Source organism: Streptomyces sp. NPDC052236 (genome assembly GCF_044548015.1).
Lineage (GTDB): Bacteria > Actinomycetota > Actinomycetes > Streptomycetales > Streptomycetaceae > Streptomyces.
On sequence record NZ_JBIUBL010000025.1, the window covers coordinates 45,038 to 62,768 of the forward strand.

The window sequence follows — 17,731 nt, forward strand, 5'->3', positions numbered from 1 at the left end:
GAAGCTCGGTGAAAGAGCGCCGGGCCGACCGATCACTACTTCTTGAGCAGGCCCTTGGACTCCAGATATGCCTTCGCCGCGTCCTGCGGCTTGGCGCGCTCCGCATCCACCTTGCGGTTCAACTCGGCGAGGTCTTCGGTCGTCAGGACCTTGGTGAGCTTGTCGAGCGCGTCACCGATCTCTTTCGCCCCCGCGTCCTTGGCATTGAGCACCGGCAGGACGTTGTCGGCGTTCTGGAGCTTCTTGTCGTCCTCCAGGAAGACCAGGCCGTCCATCACCGCGTCCGTGGTGGTGGTCAGCAGAAGCTGGTCGTCACCGTCCTTGACCGCCTGCTTGGACTGCGGGGTGCCGACGCCCTTGGGGTCGATGCCCGCCACGTCGATGCCGTACGTCGTCTTCAGACCCGGCGCGCAGAACGGCCGCACCTCGCACTCGTCGCCCGCCGCGATCTTCACCTTCAGCTTCGACTTGCCGAGATCGGAAAGCGTCTTGAGGTTGTGCTCCTCGGCGAATTCCTTGCTCACCGCGAAGGCGTTCTGGTCGACGGCCGTACCCGCGGGAAGCACCTTCAGTCCGCGCGGCTCGGCGAGCTTGGTGAGCGCCTCTACGGTGGCGGTGACATCGCTGGATGCCACCGGCTTCTCGTCGGGCGCCTTCACCCCGTTCACCTTGGCGTTGAGGAATTCGGCGAGCGTCGCGGCGTATTCCGGCACGATGTCGATCTCGCCCTTCTCCAGGGAGGGTTCGTACAGCTCACGGTTCTTCACGGTGGTGATGGACGTTTTGTAACCGGCGTCGTTCAGCAGCTGCGCATAGAGCTCGGCGAGCACCTTGGACTCCGAGAAGGACGCGGCGCCGATGACGAGCGTGCCCTTCTTGCCCGAGGCGCCGCCCGACGCCGCACCGCCCTCCTCGTTCTCCAGGCTGTCGCCGCCGCACGCGGCGAGAGAACCCGTCAGGGCGACCAGGCCGAGTACCGCGCCCGCGATGCGCGAGTTCTTGCTCATGAGGTTCTCCGTCCACAGCAATGGGTTGGTGGAAGCTAAATGTGTCGTCACAGGGGCTTTTCACAGGGGCTTTACGGATGACGTCGGCGCCGGCACCGGCGCGGACGCGGACGCTGACGCCGCGGGCTTGCGCAGGGGGTTCAGCAGCCGGTCGGCCACCACCAGCACCCCTTCCACCAGCAGCGCGAGCACCGCCGCGAGGAGCGCCCCCGCCACGACCTGCGGGGTGTTGTACGTGTTGAAGCCCGCGGTGATGATCCGGCCCAGACCGCCCTGGCCCACCATCGACGCAATGGTCGCCGTCGCCACCACCTGTACGGCGGCGGACCTCAGCCCGGTCATCAGCAGCGGGTAGGCGAGGGGCAGCTCGACCCGCAGAAAGAGCTGACCGCCCGACATCCCCATCCCGCGCGCCGCCTCCACCACCGCCCGGTCCACTTCCCGCATCCCGACATAGGCGTTGGTCAGCAGCGGCGGCACCGCGAACAGCACCAGGGCGATGATCGTCGGCAGATAGCCCGCGCTGCGCAGCGGCGTAAGCATGAAGAGCGCGAGCACCGCGAAGACCGGGATGGCCCGCCCGGCGTTGGAGATATTGATCGCGAGGGCGCCGCCCCTGCCCAGGTGCCCCAGCCAGAGAGCGATCGGCAGGGCGATCGCGCAGGCCAGCAGGAGGGCCACCCCGCTGACGTACACATGCTCGCCCAGCCGGTGCCAGGCGCCGCTCTCCCCCGACCAGTTGGCTCCGGTGGTGAGCCAGGTCCACGCGTCGGCCACTACGTCCATCAGCCCGTCACATCCATTACACCGGTCGCGCCCGTCAGCCCCGTCGCACCCATCAGGCCCATCACGCCACGGCCTTCGCCGTGCGTATGCGGGTCCAGGGGGTCAGCAGCCGCTGCGCGCCGAGCAGCAGCAGGTCGGCGACCGCCGCCAGCAGCACACAGAGCACGGACGCGGTCAGCACCTGCGCCTTGAAGGTGGTCTGCACGCCGTCGTCGATGAGATTGCCCAGACCACCCTTGCCGACCAGCGCGCCGACCGTCGTCAGCGCGATCGTCGACACCGTGGCGATGCGCAGGCCCGCCATCAGCGCGGGCAGCGCGAGGGGCAGTTCGACCTCCCAGAGCAATCGGCCCGGTCCGTACCCCATCCCGAGCGCGGCCTCCCGCGCCTCGGCGGGCACCGCGTCGAGGCCGGCCATGATGTTCCGTACGAGGATGGTGAGCGAATAGAGCACCAGACCGGTCACCACCAGCCCCGCCGACAGGCCGAAGAACGGCAGCAGCAGCGAGAACATCGCCAGCGACGGAATGGTGTAGAGCAGGGTCGTCAGCCCGAGCACAGGACCGGCGAAGCGGGGCTTGGCGCGGGCGAGCAGCGCCAGCGGAAAGGCCACGGCCAGGCCGATCAGCACCGAGGCCACCGTGATCCACACATGCTGGACGGTCGCGTCGGTCAATTCCTGGCTGCGGGTGCGGAGGTACTCCCCGCAGATCCAGTCATTGGCCGCCAGACAGCTCTTCGCGGCCTGCGCGGCAGCCTGCGTACTCATCCATTCCCACCTCCCCGTTCATCATTGATGACCATATCCCCGACCACTGACAATCGCCGGGGACCGCCACAGTGCAGCAACATGGCCTTCACACCGCACCCGTCACAATGGGGAACCATGATCCGTTTCGAGCACGTCACCAAGCGGTACCCGGACGGCACCACGGCCGTGGACGACCTGTCGTTCGAGGTCGCCGAGGGCGAACTGGTCACGCTCGTCGGACCGTCCGGCTGCGGCAAGACCACCACCATGAAGATGGTCAACCGCCTCATCGAGCCGAGCAGCGGCCGGATCCTCCTGGACGGGGACGACATCTCCGCCATCGACCCGGTCCAGCTGCGCCGCCGTATCGGCTATGTGATCCAGCAGGTCGGTCTCTTCCCGCACAAGACGGTCCTGGAGAACACCGCGACCGTCCCCCACCTCCTCGGCTGGAAGCGCGCCAAGGGCCGTGAACGCGCCGCCGAGCTCCTCGATCTGGTCGGCCTGGACCCCGGGACGTACGGCGACCGCTACCCCGAGCAGCTCTCCGGCGGTCAGCGCCAGCGCGTCGGCGTGGCGCGGGCGCTGGCCGCCGACCCGCCCGTACTGCTGATGGACGAGCCGTTCGGAGCGGTCGACCCGGTGGTGCGCGAGCATTTGCAGAACGAGTTCCTGAAGCTCCAGTCCCAGGTCCGCAAGACCGTGCTCTTCGTCACCCACGACATCGAGGAGGCCGTCCGGCTCGGCGACCGTATCGCCGTCTACGGGCAGGGGCGCATCGAGCAGTTCGACGCGCCCGCCGCCGTGCTCGGCGCCCCCGCCACCCCGTATGTCGCGGACTTCGTCGGCGCGGACCGCGGCCTCAAGCGGCTTTCCGTCACCCCCGTCGAGGAAGGCGATCTGGAGCAGCCGCCCGTCGTCCACCTGGACGATCCGCTGCCCCGCGAACTGGGCTCGCGCTGGGCCGTCGTCCTGGACAGCGAGGACAATCTGCACGGCTGGATCTCCGCCGAGCACGCCCGGCTCCCCGGCTCCGTACGCGAACACGCCCGCCGGATGGAGGCGTGGCTGCCCGTGGGCGGCTCCCTCAAGCAGGCCTTCGCCACAATGCTCCAGCACGACGCGGGCTGGATCGCGGTCATCGACAAGGAGGAGACCGGGCGGTTCCTCGGCGTCCTCACGCCCGCCCGGCTGCATGAGGCGCTGCGGCGCTCCATCGACGCCGACGCTCAGGACATCCCCCGTACGGAAGTCGCGCTGGAGACCATCGAGACGCTGACGAAGAGCTGAGCGAAACGCCGCTTACGAAGCGCTGATGACGAAGCGCCGGTCAGGAAGCGCTGAGCCGGCCGCTGAGCCAGGCGAGGGCGGGCGGGACCTCGCGCCGCCAGGTGTTGAAGTTGTGCCCGCCGCTGTCGAGCATGATGGACGAGACTCGCGCGGGCGGCTTCACCTTGTCGATGAACTGCAGCGTGGACTTGAGGTTTCCCTCGCCCTCCCGCGAACTGGTGACCAGGAAAGACGATTTGCCCTGCGGCAGATGGTCCAGGCTCCACAGCAGATTCGCCCGCTTCTTCTCCCCCTTGTTTCCGTGGAAGAGATCACCGGTCGTCGGGTCCTCGGCCGCCTTGTAGTACGGGGAGAGGCCGGCGCTCGCCGCGAACCGCTCGGGGTGGTGCAGCGCGATCTTCAGGGCGCAGTAACCGCCGGTGGAATTCCCCATGAACCCCCAGTTCCGCGGCTTGGTCCCGACCCGGTAGCTCTGCGAGATCGCCCGCGGCAGATCCTCGGCGAAGAAGGTCTCGGTCTGCGGTCCGCCGGGTATGTCCACGCACTCGGTGTCCCGCGGCGGCGCGACGGTCGGCCGCAGCATCACCAGGATCATCGGCTGCATCTTGCCGGCCTTGACCTGCTGGTACGCCGTCCTCGGGTACTTCAGCCCCTTGATCAGGGCCTCCGCGGTGCCCGGGTATCCGGTCAGCACCAGCGAGGCCGGAAAAGTGCTCTTCGCGTATTCCGCCTGGAAGTACTCCGGCGGCAGATAGACATACGCGGGGCTGTCGATCTTCGACTTCTCGCCCGCGATGACGACCTTCTGGATCTGGCCCCCCAGCGCGGGCCGCGTGCCGCCCGGCACATCCGTCGCCTGCGTCTCCACGACCTTGACGCGCTTTCCGCCCGCCGAGTGGTCCACGACCACGCCGAGGTCCTGCTGCCGCCCGAAAAGGTCGGCCCAGGAGCCGTAGAAGAGAAAGGAGTTGTTGGCGGCGAAGCCGATCGCGGCGAACAGTGCGAGCTGGGTCGCCAGCATCAGGCCGATCCTGCCGGTCACCGCCCGCCAGCCGCGGCCGGCGAGCCTCGGCCAGAGCCAGATGGTGGCCGCGAACAGCAGCACGGCGACGATGATCGCCACGGCCAGAACTTTGTTGCTGGTCAGACCCATGAGTCGCGTGAGCTTTCTTTCTTGAGAATTTCCTGTGAATGAGTGAACCCGCCCCCCGCAAGCACCGTCCTAGAGGACGCAAATCGTCCGGAGAACGGACACAGGATCTCTCGCGGAACCACGGGAAGCGATGTCTGCAACGGTAGATGGGGACACATCAGGGTTGGTTCCGGACGGAGTACGCCGCCTTCTGCGCGGCCCTCGTCCGGAGTCGGTCCCTACGCTGGTCGGTACGGCCTGCATGCTCGTCGGCCTGATCGACATTGCCGCCGGGGTGTTCCCCCGGTTCCGGCACAGCAGGATGCACGCGCTCGCCGAAGTGCTGCCGGGATCCACCGGTCCCTTCGCCGCGGCGCTCTCGCTGAGCGCGGGCGTACTGCTGCTGCTCCTCGCCCACGGGCTCAAGCGGCACAAGCGCCGCGCCTGGCGGGCCGCGGTGGTGCTGCTGCCGGCCGGGGCCGTCGGGCAGTTCGTCTACCGGAACTCGGTCATCGGCGCACTGCTGTCGCTGATCCTGCTCGCGCTGCTGCTGCGCCACCGGAGTGAATTCGTCGCGCTGCCCGATCCACGCAGCCGGTGGAAGGCGCTCGCCAACTTCATCCTCATGGGCGCGGGGTCGCTGGGCCTGGGCCTTGTCATCGTCAGCGCGCATCCCCGCAGGATCGTCGGCGACCCCGGCATCACCGACCGCCTCGAACACGTCCTGTACGGGCTGTTCGGCTTCGAGGGCCCCGTCGACTACCACGGCCAGGTGTCCTGGACCGTCGCCTACTCCCTCGGGTCGCTCGGCCTGCTGACCGCCGTCACCACCATCTACTTCGCCTTCCGCCCCGAGCACCCGGCCGCGCGCCTCACCGAGGAGGACGAGCTGCGCCTGCGCGCCCTGCTGGCCAGACACGGCGGCCGGGACTCGCTGGGCCACTTCGCGCTCCGCCGCGACAAGGGCGTCGTCTTCTCGCCCAGCGGCAAGGCGGCCGTCTGCTACCGCGTGGTCTCCAGCGTGATGCTCGCCAGCGGCGACCCGATCGGCGACGTCGAGGCGTGGCCGGGCGCGATCGAGCGGTTCATGGACGAGGCCAAGGCGCACTCCTGGACCCCGGCGGTGATGGGCTGCTCCGAGACCGGTGGCGAGGTCTGGACGCGGGAGACAGGTCTGGACGCGCTGGAACTGGGCGACGAGGCGGTGGTCGACGTCGCGGATTTCTCCCTCACCGGGCGCGCGATGCGCAACGTACGCCAGATGGTGAAGCGCATCGAACGCAACGGCTACGAGACCAAGGTACGGCGCGCCCGTGACCTCTCCGACGTGGAGCTGGCGCAGCTGCGCCGGGCAGCGGCGGACTGGCGCGGCACGGACACCGAGCGCGGTTTCTCCATGGCGCTCGGCCGGATCGGTGACCCGGCGGACGGCGACGCGGTGATCGCCACGGCCCACAAGGCCGACGACTCCGCGGACGGTACGACCGACGGCACGTCGGACGGCTCGCCCTACGGAGACCTGAAGGCGATCATCCACTTCGTCCCGTGGGGTACGGACGGCATGTCGCTGGACCTGATGCGCCGCGACCGCTCCGCCGACCCCGGCATGAACGAACTGCTGATCGTCGCCGCGCTCCAGGCCTGCCCCGGCCTGAAGATCGAGCGGGTCTCCCTGAACTTCGCGATGTTCCGCTCGGCACTGGCCCGCGGCGAGAAGATCGGCGCGGGCCCGGTGCTGCGGTTGTGGCGTGGCCTGCTGGTCTTCCTGTCCCGGTGGTTCCAGATCGAGTCGCTGTACAAGTTCAACGCGAAGTTCCAGCCGCGCTGGGAGCCGCGCTTCGTGGTCTTCCGCTCCACGCGCGATCTGCCACGGATCGGCTTCGCCGCGATGCAGGCGGAGGGCTTCGTCAATGTGGCGCTCCCCCGCCTCTTTCTCCGCGGCCGCCCGCCCCGCCAGAGCCGTCCGTGCCCGCACATGAGCGTCCAGGCGAAGGAACCGGAAGTCCGCACCGCGTAGCTGCCACGGATGAGGGGGCAGACCCGCCACGGCGGGCCGGTGTGACTTCTTGCCCGGCCCACGGGCCTAGGCTGGGCGTATGAGTACGTTGCGCGGACGCGGCACGGTCGGCGGCCTGCCTGAGTGGGATCGCTGTGCGGTCATGGGTGTCGTCAATGTGACACCCGACTCCTTCTCGGACGGCGGCCGCTGGTTCGACACCACGGCCGCCGTCAAACGCGGCCTCGACCTCGTCGTGGAAGGCGCCGACCTGGTCGACGTCGGCGGCGAGTCCACCAGGCCGGGTGCCGGCCGGATCGACGAGGAGGAGGAGCTGCGGCGGGTTGTTCCTGTCGTACGCGGCCTCACGGCCGAAGGCGTCACAGTCTCCGTCGACACCATGCGTGCCGCCGTCGCCGAGCAGGCCGTCGCGGCGGGCGCGGTGCTCGTCAACGACGTCAGCGGCGGCCTCGCCGACCCCCGCATGATCCCGGTGGTCGCCGCCGCCCGTGTCCCCTTCGTCGTCATGCACTGGCGTGGCTTCAGCGAGAACATGTACAGCCGCGCGGTCTACGACGATGTGGTCGCCGAAGTCGTCGCCGAGTTGCGCGCGCGTATGGACGCCGTGGTCGCGGGCGGCATCCCGCCCGAACTCCTCGTCGTCGACCCCGGTCTCGGCTTCGCCAAACAGGCCGAACACACCCTCACTCTCCTCGCCCATCTGCGCGAATTGCGTGCACTGGGCCACCCCGTGCTGATCGCCGCATCGCGCAAACGGTTCCTCGGCCGCGTACTGGCGAAGGGTGGCGCGATCCCGCCCGCCCGCGAGCTGGACCACGCGACCACCGCCGTCTCCGCCATCGCGGCGCACGAGGGCGCGTGGGCCGTACGCGTGCACGAGGTGCGGGCGAGCGCCGACGCCGTCCGGGTCGCGCGGGCCGTAGAGGCGGCCCGGTGAGCCGTACCGACGTAGAACTGGTCGAAGAGGCCAACACCAGGTTCTACGAGGCGATGGAGCGCGGTGACTTCGAAGAGCTCTCCGGCCTCTGGTGCGACGACGAGGACATCTCGTGCATCCACCCCGGCTGGCCGGTGCTCTCCGGCCGTGGCGAGGTGCTCCGCTCGTACGCCCTGATCATGGCGAACACCGAGTACATCCAGTTCTTCCTCACCGATGTGAAGGTGAGCCTCGCCTCGGACACCGCGCTGGTGACATGCACGGAGAACATCCTCAGCGGCGGCCCGGCCGAGGAGAGCGGCGAGCTCGGCCCTCTCGTCGGGCAGCTCGTCGTGGCCACCAATGTGTTTCGCCGCACATCCGAAGGCTGGAAACTCTGGTCACACCACGGATCACCCGTGCTGGCCGAAACCGAGGACGAAGACAACGATGAAACCCCACCGTAGGTGGGCAGGCGAGTCTTTGGGGCGAACGGGAGATCGAAGAGGGATTGAAAGTTCGGGCTCCGGGTAGGGGCGGCTACTCGGCCCCGAGCTTCCGGCCGGGTCTCTTACGGGAGAGCATTGTCGGTGCTCGCAGGTAGATTCGATGGCGGGCACGCGCTCCGGGCGTTGCCCGCTTACCCGCAAAGCCCGCAAGGACTACGAAGACGGAGTGATTCGCGTGGATCGTGTCGCGCTGCGCGGCCTCAGGGCCCGCGGGCACCATGGTGTCTTCCCCAAGGAGCGCGAGGAGGGCCAGACCTTCATCGTGGATCTTGTATTGAGCCTGGACACCCGCCCCGCGGCGGTCGGTGACGACCTGTCGAAGACCGTGCACTACGGCGTGGTCGCGGAGGAGACCGTCGCGGTGGTCGAGGGGGAACCTGTCGCCCTGATCGAGACGCTGGCAGAGCGGATCGCTCAGCAATGCCTGAAGCATGACCGCGTGGAGGAGGTCGAGGTGGTCGTCCACAAGCCGGATGCGCCCATCACGGTGCCTTTCGACGACGTGACCGTCACGATCACCCGGAGCCGAGTATGACGTCGTCGTCCCCCTCGCCCTTCTCTTCCTCTTCCTTCTCCTCGCCCCCCTTGCTGTCCTGGGGGACGCAGAGCGATCCGACCGTGCAGCCCGTGCCCGCGTCCGTGGTGGAGCAGGTCGACGCGGCGGACGTCACGCTCTCCAATCCGAAGCAGGCCGTGATCTCCCTCGGTTCCAACCTGGGCAACCGCCTGGAGACGCTCCAGGGGGCCATCGACGCGCTGGAGGACACGCCGGGCCTGCGGGTCAAAGCCGTCTCCCCGGTGTACGAGACGGAGCCGTGGGGCGTCGACCCCGGCAGCCAGCCCTCGTACCTGAACGCGGTGGTCGTGATCAAGACCACGCTGCCGCCCTCCTCCCTGCTGGAGCGGGGACAGGCCATCGAGGAGGCCTTCGACCGGGTCCGGGCGGAGCGCTGGGGCCCGCGCACGATCGACGTGGACATCGTGACGTACGCCGATGTGGTCTCCGACGATCCTGAGCTCACCCTTCCGCATCCCCGCGCCCACCAGCGCGCCTTCGTGCTCGCCCCGTGGTACGACGTGGACCCGGAGGCCCAGCTGCCGGGTCGCGGCCCGGTCGGACAGCTGCTGGCCGATGTCAGCCCGCAGCAGGTACTTCACCGCGCCGACCTGGAACTCCGCCTGCCGGACTAGTCGTTAGGCTGTCGGATCCGTACGGCACATGATGTGAGGGGCGCTGGGTGAAGCAACTTCGGCTCGGGGTACTGGCCGGTCTGTTCATCGTGGCCGGAGTGCTGAGCTGGGGCGGCGCCCGGCTCTGGGAGGCGTTCGGCACATTGCCGAGCGTGCCGCTGGCCGCGCCCATCGTGCTGGCGGCGATCGCCGCCGTACTGACCGCGACGGCGATCTCGCTCCGCGCGCGGCTGCGGGCCCAGCGCGAGCGGCGTCCGGGCGCGAAGGGCGTCGAGCCGCTGATGGCGGCGCGGGCGGTGGTCTTCGGCCAGGCGAGCGCGCTGGTCGCGGCGCTGGTCTCCGGGATGTACGGCGGTACGGGAGTCTTCCTGCTCGGCTCCCTCGACGTCCCGGCGCGCCGGGACCAGGCGATCTACGCGGCGTTCTCGGTGGCGGCGGGCATCGCGGTGATCGCGGCGGCGTTCTTCCTGGAGCGAGTCTGCAAGCTCCCGGAGGACGAGGGCCAGGGGGGCCAGGGCGCGGCCCGGGCGTAACTGGGGGCTCCGCCCCCGACAAGGGCCCGCGCAGCGCCCCGTACGCGCCGTACCGCTATCGCGCCATGATCAGGCTCATCGCCTCGTTGCGCGTCGCCGGGTGCCGCAGCTGACCCCGCACCGCCGACGTTATCGTCTTCGCGCCCGGCTTCCGCACCCCGCGCATCGTCATGCACATGTGCTCGCACTCCACGACCACGATCACTCCGCGCGGCTCCAGGATCTCCATCAGCGATTCGGCGATCTGCGTGGTCAGCCGCTCCTGCACCTGTGGCCTGCGGGCGAACACGTCGACCAGCCTGGCCAGCTTCGACAGGCCGGTGATCTTGCCGTCCGCCGACGGGATGTAGCCGACGTGCGCGACGCCGTGGAAGGGCACAAGATGGTGTTCGCAGGAGCTCATCACCTCGATGTCCTTGACCAGGACCATCTCGTCGTGGCCGAGGTCGAACGTCGTGGTGAGCACCTCCTCCGGCTTCTGCCACAGACCACCGAATATCTCGCGGTACGCGCGCGCCACCCGCGCCGGGGTCTCCCGCAGGCCCTCGCGGTCCGGGTCCTCCCCGACTGCGATGAGCAGCTCGCGCACGGCGTTCTCGGCGCGCTTCTCGTCGAACACGCCGATCGTGCCCTCGCCGTCCAGCGTTACGGGGTCGGTCATCTGTGCCTCGTTCCTTTTTGTTCTCAGCTGCGTGCACACCTGCATACGAGAATGCCGCGCCCCCCAGGCTAAACCTGGGGGGCGCGGCATCCATTCCGGGCCCTGTGTGACCAGAGCACGGCGTGTCAGCTCTCGGTTCTGTCCTCCGGAGCGATCTCGATGCCCTGCTTCGGCGTGGTGTCCGGCGTCGCGGGCACCCCGCCATTGCCGCTGACCGCGCCGTTGGTGAGCGCCAGCTCCTTCGGCGAGAGCACCGGAGGCCTCGTCGAAGGCGTACGCCGCGAGGAGCCGGTCCACGCGGGACGGGCCGGGCGCCGCACGAGAGGAGCGAAGATCTCAGCGATCTGCTCCTTGCTGAGGGTCTCCTTCTCCAGCAGCTCGAGGACCAGGGCGTCGAGAACGTCGCGGTTCTCGACCAGGATCTCCCAGGCCTCGTTGTGCGCGGTCTCGATGAGCTTCTTGACCTCTTCGTCAACCAGCGCCGCGACCTCTTCCGAGTAGTCGCGCTGGTGACCCATCTCACGGCCGACGAACGGCTCGGAGTTGTCGCCACCGAACTTGATCGCGCCCAGCCGCTCGGTCATGCCGTACTGCGTGACCATCGCACGGGCCGTGGCAGTGGCCTTCTCGATGTCGTTGGCAGCACCGGTGGTCGGGTCGTGGAAGACGAGCTCCTCCGCCGCGCGCCCGCCCATCATGTAGGCGAGCTGGTCGAGCATTTCGTTGCGCGTGGTGGAGTACCTGTCCTCGTCCGGCAGGACCATGGTGTAACCGAGCGCCCGGCCACGGGACAGGATCGTGATCTTGTGGACCGGGTCGGAGTTCGGTGAAGCCGCCGCGACCAGGGCGTGACCGCCCTCGTGGTACGCGGTGATCTTCTTTTCCTTCTCCGACATGATCCGGGTCCGCTTCTGCGGGCCCGCCACGACGCGGTCGATCGCCTCGTCCAGGGCGTGGTTGTCGACGAGCTTCCCGTTGTTGCGCGCGGTGAGCAGCGCGGCCTCGTTCAGCACGTTCGACAGGTCCGCGCCGGTGAAACCGGGCGTACGACGGGCGACAGCGCCCAGGTCGACGTCCGGGGCGACCGGCTTGCCCTTCTGGTGGACCTTGAGGATCGCCAGACGGCCCTGCATGTCCGGACGGTCGACCGCGATCTGCCGGTCGAAACGGCCCGGGCGCAGCAGCGCCGGGTCGAGGATGTCCGGCCGGTTGGTGGCGGCGATCAGGATGACGCCGCCCTTCACGTCGAAGCCGTCCATCTCGACAAGCAGCTGGTTCAGCGTCTGCTCGCGCTCGTCGTGGCCACCGCCGAGACCCGCGCCGCGGTGCCGGCCGACGGCGTCGATCTCGTCGACGAAGACGATCGCCGGGGCGTTCGCCTTGGCCTGTTCGAAGAGGTCACGCACTCGGGAGGCGCCGACGCCGACGAACATCTCGACGAAGTCGGAGCCCGAGATCGAGTAGAACGGGACGCCCGCCTCGCCCGCGACAGCGCGAGCGAGCAGCGTCTTGCCCGTACCGGGCGGGCCGTACAGCAGCACACCCTTCGGGATCTTGGCGCCGACCGCCTGGAACTTGGCCGGCTCCTGGAGGAACTCCTTGATCTCGTAAAGTTCCTCGACGGCCTCGTCGGCCCCCGCCACATCGGCGAAGGTCGTCTTCGGAGTGTCCTTGGTGATCAGCTTGGCCTTGGACTTCCCGAAGTTCATGACTCGGGAGCCGCCGCCCTGCATCTGATTCATCAGGAACAGGAAGACCACGACGATCAAGACGAAGGGCAGCAGCGAGAGCAGCACCGAGACAAACGGGCTCTGCTTCGACGGCGAGACGGTGTAACCCTTCTCGATGTCGCCGGCCTCGTACTTGGTCTGCAGCCGCACAGCGAGATCAGCACCTTGGGTGCCGATGTAGCTGGCCTGGATCTTGTCGCTGCCCTTGACCTTCTGGCCGTCCTTGAGGTCGACCTTGATGATGTGCTCGTCGCCAGTGGTCAGCTTGACCTGGTCGACCTGGTTCTTGTCGATCGCCTGGACGACCTCGCCGGTGTCCACCGTCTTGTAGCCGCCGGACGAGCCGACGACCTGCATCAACACGACCACGGCGAGGACGGCCAGCACGATCCACATGACCGGCCCACGGAAGTATCGCTTCACGTCCATCCATACGGAGCGAAAACGCTCCGTCCCTCCTGCCCGTAGGTAAATGCTGCTGTGAGAAAAGACTGTTCTTCGGACGGTACCCCAGCATTGTCACCCGCGGCCGTCTTCCTTTGCTCCAACGGCGGGGAGGAGGCCAGGGTTCCCGTGTCCCCAAGGGGGCTGTGGGCGGGGTCAGCCGCCGTACACATGTGGTGCGAGGGTGCCGACGAACGGCAGATTCCGGTACTTCTCGGCGTAATCCAGGCCATACCCGATGACGAACTCATTGGGAATGTCGAAACCGATCCATTTCACATCGATCGCAACCTTCGCCGCATCCGGCTTGCGAAGCAGGGTGCAGACCTCAAGGGAGGCCGGTTCGCGTGAGCCGAGGTTCGACAGCAGCCACGAGAGCGTGAGGCCGGAGTCGATGATGTCCTCGACGATCAGGACGTGCTTGCCCTTGATGTCGGTGTCCAGGTCCTTGAGGATCCGGACCACTCCCGAGGACTGGGTGCCCGCGCCGTAGGACGACACCGCCATCCAGTCCATCGTGACGGGGGTGGCCAGGGCACGCGCCAGGTCCGCCATGACCATCACGGCACCCTTGAGGACACCGACGATGAGCAGGTCCCTGCCCGCGTACTCTGCGTCGATCTTCGCGGCCAGTTCGACCAGCTTCGCGTCGATCTCTTCCTTGGTGATGAGCACCGACTGTAGGTCGGCGCCCATGTCCTTCTCGTTCACCCGGGTCACTTTCTTTGCGCCTGCGTCGCTGAGCGCTGCGTCAGCCTTGCCGAACGACCAGTCTGCCACCCTGCCGCCGTGCCTCGACGCGGCCGGGCAGATTGATGGCCCCCTGGCCGCGCCAGCCGGTGATCAGCCGGTCGACTTCCTCGATGTGGCGGGCGGAGAGCGAACCGGCGGGTGCGCCGCCCTCGATGACGGCCCGGCGCAGCACTCTGCGGCGGACGGCGGGCGGCAGGGCGTAGAGCTTGGCGCATTCGAGCTGCCCGGCCTCGTCCCGTACGGAGGCGTCGACCTCGGCGGCCCAGATGTCCAGGGCGTCGGCGTCGTCGCGGGACAGCCGCGCGGTACGGGCCAGGGCCTCGACGACTCCTTTGCCGAGCGCCTTCTCCAGGGCGGGCAGGCCCTCGTGGCGCAGCCGTGAGCGGGTGTAGGCCGGGTCGGTGTTGTGCGGGTCGTCCCAGACGGGCAGCGACTGGACCATGCATGCCTTACGGGCGGTCTGCCGGTCGAGGTGGAGGAAGGGGCGGCGGTAACGGCCGGCCGCCCCGGAGACGGCGGCCATTCCGGAGAGCGAACGGATGCCGGAGCCGCGGGCGAGCCCCAGCAAAACGGTTTCCGCTTGGTCGTCGCGCGTGTGGCCGAGCAGAACGGCCACGGCGCCGTGGCGCTCGGCGGCCGCGTCCAGGGCGGCGTAGCGGGCATCGCGGGCCGCTGCCTCGGGGCCGCCCGCGCGGCCGACGCGCACGGTGACGGTCTCGACAGGGTCGAGCCCCAGCGCGGCGAGGCGGGCGGCGACTTCGGTGGCGCGGAGGTCGGAGCCGTCCTGAAGGCCGTGGTCGACGGTGATGCCGCCGGCGCGGACGGACAGCTTGCGGGCCTCGAAGGCGAGGGCGGAGGCGAGGGCCATGGAGTCCGCGCCGCCGGAGCACGCCACGAGGACCAGCGGCGGCTCGCCCGCGGAGGCGGGCATCGCGGCGGACGCGATGGAGGATGAGGAGCCGGCCGTGCCGACGGAGAGTTCGGCGCGTTCGGTCTTTCGCGCGGAGTGCTGGGGGTATGGGGGGTATTCGGTGAGTACGTCGTGGAGTACGCGGCGAACCGCCAGGCGTATCGCCGCGACCGCAGGATGGGGACCCATGTCCGGTGCCCTTCGTGAAAGTTGGGGGTGCCTCGTCGGAGTGCGGGCGAGAGGTCCAATCACTCAGAGTGCATTGATGGTGACAGAACCGAGCCGTTACCCGAGCATTGCACGCCTACCCATTGCCCAGGGTCCCTCGGATGGGTGATTAGGGGGGCGTCCTTCTGCCGTCGGCTGTCACTCGTTCACGACTCGGATTTACGGTGCACCCGCGCGACCCAGTCCGCTGGTTTGGCGATCTCTCCCTTGGTCGGGAGGGTGTTCGGGGAGGTCCAGACCCGGTTGAAACCGTCCATCCCGACCTCATCGACCACGGAACGCACAAAACGCTCGCCCTCGCGGTACTGGCGCAGCTTCGCGTCGAGTCCCAGGAGCTTGCGCAGCGCCTGGTCGAGGCGGCTCGCGCCACGCGCTCTGCGCTGCTGGAACTTCTCCCGGATCTCGGCGACGGACGGCACGACCTCGGGTCCTACGCCGTCCATCACAAAGTCGGCATGGCCCTCCAGCAAGGACATCACTGCCGTCAGGCGGCCGAGGATCTCGCGCTGGGCGGGGGTCTGCACAAGCTCGACGATGGAGCGTCCGCCCTCGTCCTCCTCGCCCTCGGGACGGGCGCCGGCCAGCGACTGGGCAACCTCCCGGAACCGCTCGAGAACGGTCATGGGATCGACGTCCGTCTCGCCCAGGAAGGACTGGATCTCGCCTTCGAGGTGGTCGCGCAGCCACGGCACGCCGGTGAACTGGGTGCGGTGGGTCTCCTCGTGGAGACAGACCCAGAGCCTGAAGTCGTGCGGGTCCACTTCCAGTTCCCGCTCGACGTGGACGATGTTGGGGGCGACCAGAAGCAGCCGTCCGCCGCCGTTGCTCCCTGCGGGCAGCTCGCGGGTGGCGGGGGCGAACGTCTCGTACTGTCCGAGGACCCGCGACGACAGGAACGACAGCAGCATGCCCAGCTCGACGCCGGTCACCTTGCCGCCGACCGCGCCGAGCACCGCGCCGCCGGGGCCACCGGGGCGGCGCTCGCGCATCTTGTCCAGCAGCGGCTTGAGCAGCTCGCGGAAGCCCGCGACGTTCGCTCTGATCCAGCCCGCCCGGTCCACCACGAGGACAGGGGTGTCCTGTGGTTCGGACCCTTCCGGGATCATCCGGGTGAATCCCCGCACGTGCTCCTCGGAGGCCTTGGCATGCCTGCGGAGCTCGGCGACGACGGCACGCGCCTCTTCCTTGCTCACCTCGGGGCCCGGCCGCACAAAGCGGGTCGCGGTCGCCACAGCGAGGTTCCAGTCGACCATCTCGGCACCACTGATGCTCGTCATGCGTCAACCGTACGTTGTCGGCTCCGGCGGCGGTGAGGTGTGGGCGGCGGCCCGTTGGGCGCAGAGCGCCGGTTTTCGCCGGGGCGCGCCCAGCCGGGTCAGGACGCCAGGGCGGCGGCCAGCCTGTCGAGGGCGGACTGCGCTCCGTCCCGGGACGTGGTGTTTCCGGCCAGGAACGCGAAGGCCAGAAGGCGCCCGTCCGGGGTCACGACCGTGCCGGCCAGGGTGTTGACGCCGCTGAGCGTGCCGGTCTTGGCGCGGACCAGGCCGGTGGCGGGCGAGGTGGCGCCGTACCGGGTCGAGAGGGTCCCGCTGAACCCCGCGACGGGCAGGCCGGTCAGGACCGGGCGCAGTTCGGGGTGGGCCGGGTCGGCGGCGCGGGCCAGCAAAGCGGTCAGCAGGCCCGCGGAGAGCCTGTCCGTACGGTTCAGGCCGCTGCCGTCGGCGAAGCGGGCGCCGCTGAGGGGACCGGTCGGGGCAAAGGGGCCAATGCCGGTACCAGTACCAGTACCGGCTTTGGCTTTGGCTTGGGGCAACGGGAGCTTCAGGCCGGTCAGTTGCCGGGCGATGGCCCGCTCGGCGCCCGCGAAACTCGCCTCCTCGCCGCTCGCCAGCGCGGTCTGCCGGGCGAGGGCTTCGGCGATGTCGTTGTCGCTGCTGGTCAGCGCGCGCTCGACCAGCGCCGGAAGCGGGGCGGAGAGGACCTTGGCGACGGGCGTGGCCCCGGCGGCGGGCCGACCGGCAACGGGCGCGCCGGGGGAATCGATTCCTCGCTCGCCGAGCAGCCGGTCGAAGGCGCGGGCCGCGTCGCCCGCCGGGTCGCCGCTGCGGTCCGCCGCCCCGGTGGACTTGGGGTCGAGGCGGCCCTCGCCCACCATCAGCGCGCTGACCGGGGCGAGGTTCGGGTTGGGGCCGATGGGGTGCAGCGCCGGGCCCTTGTAGAGCGAAGCGTCGTACGTCAGGCGCACCGTGGTCACCCCGAGGTCGCGCAGGGCGCGCGCCGTACGGTCGGCGAGTGTGCCCAGGGCGGCCATGTCGAGGGTGGCGTCGCCGCCGCCGACCAGCGTGAGCCCCTTGCCGTCCTTGGACGAGACGACAGTGGTCGGTACGCGGTGGTCGGGGCCGAGCGCCGACAGGGCCGCGACCGCCGTGGCGATCTTGGTGGTGGAGGCCGGGGTCATGGGTGCCCCGGTCCTCATCCCGTACAGCTGCGTGCCGGTCGCGACGTCGACGACCGATGCCGCGGGAGATCCGCCGAGGGCCGGATCGGCGAGGAGCGGGGCGAGTTTCGTGGCGAGTTGCTTGGCCAGGTGGCCGGGGGCGGTCGCCGGGGCCGTGGCCTTGGCGGTCCCCGCCGCGTCCCAGGCGGCGAGCACGGAGGGCGCGCTGGGCGCGGGCACAGGCGCGGGCGCGGCAACGGGCCCCGGGCGCGTGGGCGCGGGCGCGCGGTGATGTGCGCCACCCGCGACGCCACGGGCCGCTGCCCACTCCCTCTCGGCCTTACGCTGGCCGGAGTCCCACGGGCCGGCCGCGGCCACCGCCCCGGCGGCGAGGGCGAGGCCGGCCACGGCGGCGCCCGCGGGGAGCTGCCACGCC

At 69.4% G+C, this 17,731-nt stretch carries 17 protein-coding genes; 7 read left to right on the top strand and 10 right to left on the bottom strand.

Annotated features, from left to right (window positions below; genetic code table 11):
• Positions 1–35 precede the first annotated feature (35 nt).
• From ACIHCQ_RS32870 to ACIHCQ_RS32880, 3 genes are all read right to left on the bottom strand, one after another.
• Positions 36–1,007: an ABC transporter substrate-binding protein gene (locus tag ACIHCQ_RS32870; RefSeq protein WP_399670648.1), complete on the bottom strand. Its 972-nt coding sequence runs from the start codon at positions 1,005–1,007 to the stop codon at positions 36–38.
• Between the two features lie 60 nt (positions 1,008–1,067).
• Positions 1,068–1,793, bottom strand: a complete 726-nt coding sequence (locus ACIHCQ_RS32875; RefSeq protein ID WP_399670651.1) for an ABC transporter permease — start codon at positions 1,791–1,793, stop codon at positions 1,068–1,070.
• A gap of 61 nt (positions 1,794–1,854) precedes the next feature.
• Entirely contained in the window at positions 1,855–2,562 is a 708-nt protein-coding gene (locus ACIHCQ_RS32880) for an ABC transporter permease (protein WP_399670654.1), read from the bottom strand.
• A 117-nt stretch (positions 2,563–2,679) separates the two neighbouring features.
• Between ACIHCQ_RS32880 and ACIHCQ_RS32885 the strand changes: the two genes are divergently transcribed.
• Positions 2,680–3,834, top strand: coding sequence for an ABC transporter ATP-binding protein (locus tag ACIHCQ_RS32885; RefSeq protein WP_399670658.1), 1,155 nt, complete (start codon positions 2,680–2,682; stop codon positions 3,832–3,834).
• 40 nt (positions 3,835–3,874) lie between these two features.
• Here the strand turns inward: ACIHCQ_RS32885 and ACIHCQ_RS32890 are convergent, their stop codons facing one another.
• Complete coding sequence (locus ACIHCQ_RS32890; RefSeq protein WP_399670661.1) at positions 3,875–4,987, bottom strand: alpha/beta hydrolase; 1,113 nt, start codon at positions 4,985–4,987, stop codon at positions 3,875–3,877.
• 130 nt (positions 4,988–5,117) lie between these two features.
• On the opposite strand from ACIHCQ_RS32890, the gene ACIHCQ_RS32895 reads away from it, so the two are divergent.
• The 6 genes from ACIHCQ_RS32895 to ACIHCQ_RS32920 all read left to right on the top strand — a co-directional run bounded on the left by ACIHCQ_RS32895 (position 5,118) and on the right by ACIHCQ_RS32920 (position 10,132).
• Positions 5,118–6,983 carry a phosphatidylglycerol lysyltransferase domain-containing protein gene (locus ACIHCQ_RS32895; protein WP_399670664.1) on the top strand — a complete coding sequence of 622 codons (1,866 nt, stop codon included), beginning with the start codon at positions 5,118–5,120 and terminating at the stop codon, positions 6,981–6,983.
• Between the two features lie 79 nt (positions 6,984–7,062).
• A complete protein-coding gene (gene folP / locus ACIHCQ_RS32900; RefSeq protein ID WP_399670667.1) occupies positions 7,063–7,920 on the top strand; it encodes a dihydropteroate synthase in 858 nt (285 codons plus the stop codon).
• Positions 7,917–8,366: a nuclear transport factor 2 family protein gene (locus ACIHCQ_RS32905; protein WP_399670670.1), complete on the top strand. Its 450-nt coding sequence runs from the start codon at positions 7,917–7,919 to the stop codon at positions 8,364–8,366. Before folP ends, ACIHCQ_RS32905 begins: the two co-directional genes overlap by 4 nt.
• Positions 8,367–8,583: 217 nt before the next feature.
• Positions 8,584–8,943: a dihydroneopterin aldolase gene (folB, locus tag ACIHCQ_RS32910; RefSeq protein WP_399670918.1), complete on the top strand. Its 360-nt coding sequence runs from the start codon at positions 8,584–8,586 to the stop codon at positions 8,941–8,943.
• The gene (gene folK / locus ACIHCQ_RS32915; protein WP_399670673.1) at positions 8,940–9,599 is read left to right on the top strand and encodes a 2-amino-4-hydroxy-6-hydroxymethyldihydropteridine diphosphokinase; all 660 of its coding nucleotides are present in this window, start codon (positions 8,940–8,942) and stop codon (positions 9,597–9,599) included. The genes folB and folK overlap by 4 nt, the downstream gene beginning before the upstream one ends.
• Positions 9,600–9,646: 47 nt before the next feature.
• Positions 9,647–10,132, top strand: coding sequence for a DUF3180 domain-containing protein (locus ACIHCQ_RS32920; RefSeq protein WP_399670677.1), 486 nt, complete (start codon positions 9,647–9,649; stop codon positions 10,130–10,132).
• A 55-nt stretch (positions 10,133–10,187) separates the two neighbouring features.
• Here the strand turns inward: ACIHCQ_RS32920 and folE are convergent, their stop codons facing one another.
• The 6 genes from folE to ACIHCQ_RS32950 form a co-directional block, all read right to left on the bottom strand.
• On the bottom strand, positions 10,188–10,793 hold the full coding sequence (gene folE, locus ACIHCQ_RS32925; protein WP_399670680.1) for a GTP cyclohydrolase I FolE: 606 nt from the start codon (positions 10,791–10,793) through the stop codon (positions 10,188–10,190).
• Between the two features lie 125 nt (positions 10,794–10,918).
• Positions 10,919–12,952, bottom strand: a complete 2,034-nt coding sequence (gene ftsH / locus ACIHCQ_RS32930; RefSeq protein ID WP_399670683.1) for an ATP-dependent zinc metalloprotease FtsH — start codon at positions 12,950–12,952, stop codon at positions 10,919–10,921.
• Between the two features lie 171 nt (positions 12,953–13,123).
• Positions 13,124–13,663 (bottom strand): hypoxanthine phosphoribosyltransferase, encoded by a 540-nt coding sequence (hpt, locus tag ACIHCQ_RS32935; protein WP_399670921.1) that lies wholly within the window; start codon positions 13,661–13,663, stop codon positions 13,124–13,126.
• Positions 13,664–13,718: 55 nt separating this feature from the next.
• Positions 13,719–14,819: a tRNA lysidine(34) synthetase TilS gene (gene tilS / locus ACIHCQ_RS32940; protein ID WP_399670686.1), complete on the bottom strand. Its 1,101-nt coding sequence runs from the start codon at positions 14,817–14,819 to the stop codon at positions 13,719–13,721.
• Between the two features lie 185 nt (positions 14,820–15,004).
• Entirely contained in the window at positions 15,005–16,135 is a 1,131-nt protein-coding gene (locus ACIHCQ_RS32945) for a zinc-dependent metalloprotease (protein WP_399670689.1), read from the bottom strand.
• A 98-nt stretch (positions 16,136–16,233) separates the two neighbouring features.
• On the bottom strand, positions 16,234–17,703 hold the full coding sequence (locus tag ACIHCQ_RS32950; protein ID WP_399670924.1) for a D-alanyl-D-alanine carboxypeptidase/D-alanyl-D-alanine-endopeptidase: 1,470 nt from the start codon (positions 17,701–17,703) through the stop codon (positions 16,234–16,236).
• Between the last annotated feature and the right edge of the window lie 28 nt (positions 17,704–17,731).